Below are 957 nucleotides of genomic sequence, written 5' to 3'. Positions count from 1 at the left end.
CCATACGAGCTCAGAAAAAAGCAGCCACGCACTTACACGGGGTGCGGATTACTACAGGAGGTAAGGAACCATGACTACACAGAGCACTATAGATAAACTCATCGAAATGCGTCTAACATCCATGTCGGATGCATTCCTGACCCAGCTGCAGGACGCCCGAATGAGGGACATTTCCTTTGAAGACCGTTTCGGAATGCTGGTGGATATCGAATACAGCAACCGTAAGAGCAACAGCCTGAAACGGCTGATCCGTAATGCCGGATTCGACCAGCCAGATGCATACATCGGGGATATCAACTATACCTCCGGGCGGAAACTCAACCGCAGCCTGATCGAGCGTCTGGCAACCTGTGAGTACATCACAGAGCATCGAAACCTGTTCATCACAGGTGCCACAGGGAGTGGAAAGACCTACATGGCATGCGCTTTCGGTATGGAGGCCTGTAAGCGTCGATACACTACGAAATACGTTCGACTTCCGGACCTGCTCCTGGAGTTAGAGATGGCACGTAACGATGGAACTTACAAAAAGGTCCAGAGCAAATATGCCAATCCGATTCTACTGATCATCGATGAATGGCTGCTGTTGAAGCCAACCGCATCAGAACAGCACGATATACTGGAACTCCTCCATAGGAGACGCAAGAAGTCGTCAACCATCTTTTGTTTTCAGTATGATTGCAATGGCTGGTTCGATCAACTGGGAGGCGATGACAGTCCGCTCGCGGAAGCGATCCTGGATCGCATCAAGCATGATGCGTACAAGATCAACATCATCCCGACGGACCCGGCGAATTACAGATCCATGCGTGAAGTATACGGGTTGGATCCGGCATTAAGCGAGTAAACTCGCATGTAGCAAATGTGGTATCCCTGTTCCGGACTCACGGTATCATAGCGCCAGACTGCCGGTATCCGTTCCTTCGGAACAGGGGTACATTTGAACCGTAATATTCA

Annotated in this window: 1 protein-coding gene; it reads left to right on the top strand. The window is 50.4% G+C overall.

Annotated features, from left to right (window positions below):
- Positions 1-70 precede the first annotated feature (70 nt).
- Positions 71-847, top strand: coding sequence for an ATP-binding protein (locus DWX91_RS16305; protein WP_118539835.1), 777 nt, complete (start codon positions 71-73; stop codon positions 845-847).
- Positions 848-957: the final 110 nt, after the last annotated feature.

Source organism: Clostridium sp. AF22-10, assembly GCF_003478725.1.
In the GTDB taxonomy this organism is placed as follows: Bacteria; Bacillota; Clostridia; order Lachnospirales; family Lachnospiraceae; genus Otoolea; species Otoolea fessa.
Note: the sequence above shows the minus strand (reverse complement) of the source record. Positions and strands in the feature narration are given on the sequence as shown.